Origin of the sequence: Bradyrhizobium glycinis (assembly GCF_016031655.1) — a bacterium.
Taxonomy (GTDB): Bacteria; Pseudomonadota; Alphaproteobacteria; order Rhizobiales; family Xanthobacteraceae; genus Bradyrhizobium; species Bradyrhizobium glycinis.
Genome location: NZ_JACCHQ010000074.1, coordinates 1 through 740 on the forward strand (window position 1 = coordinate 1; position 740 = coordinate 740).

Consider the following 740-nt stretch of genomic DNA (forward strand, 5'->3'; position numbering starts at 1 on the left):
TGGAAAGCCCGACGCGGTTACCGTAGGGCACGTCTTGACGCGAGCCGCCTCGAGCTTCGGCGAATGGCTGCAAGACCGTCGTAATCGTCGCAAGATCCCGCACCGGTTCGAGGAATGCGACTACGTGGCGGTCCGCAACCCGTCCGCCGGGGATGGCTATTGGGTGGTGAATGGGAAGCGAGCGCCCGTCTACGCCAAGTGCGAACTCTCGCTGCGGGACCAGATCGCAGCAGCGGAACGGCTGTCTGCGGCAGGTTTACAGACGCCGCCGATGCCCAGCCGGTAGGTGGAATCGGTGGAGTCGGTGATCCGCCATTGCACTCTTTTTCCCATACCAACCTACTCTGCTTTAGTAGCTCTAGTTCAAATTGAAGTGGAAGGTGAGAACGGAATGTCGATGGTGAGCGAAGCTATAAACGATAATGGCGGATCACCGACTCCACCGATTCCACCTATTCGGTGCGACCGGAAACCTTCGGGTCGCAACAGCGGAAAAAATTCGGACGCGACGCCGAGATCAACGAAGATCGACGCTTTAGTTCAACGGACTAGCGCTCCGATAGGGTTTGTAATTGAATTTTCTTCACAATCTGCGATTTACCGATCTTTCGGGTTGGTAGGGGTAAACAGTAGGGTATCGAAAGCAGCGCATTGGAAATGGTTGAACTTGCACCAACGATGAGTTCCCAGTCTTCGCCCGATAAAGGCAAGGTTCGGCTCCTTACTCTTGGAGATCTGGA

The 740-nt window shown here is 55.4% G+C and carries 2 protein-coding genes; one reads left to right on the forward strand and one right to left on the reverse strand.

Annotated elements, in window-relative coordinates; genetic code table 11:
• A partial coding sequence (locus HZZ16_RS36935; protein WP_210342755.1) for a hypothetical protein occupies positions 1-286 on the forward strand: 286 nt, incomplete at its 5' end.
• 262 nt (positions 287-548) lie between these two features.
• Here the strand turns inward: HZZ16_RS36935 and HZZ16_RS37040 are convergent.
• On the reverse strand, positions 549-740 hold a 192-nt coding region (locus HZZ16_RS37040; RefSeq protein WP_210342756.1), incomplete at its 5' end, for a hypothetical protein.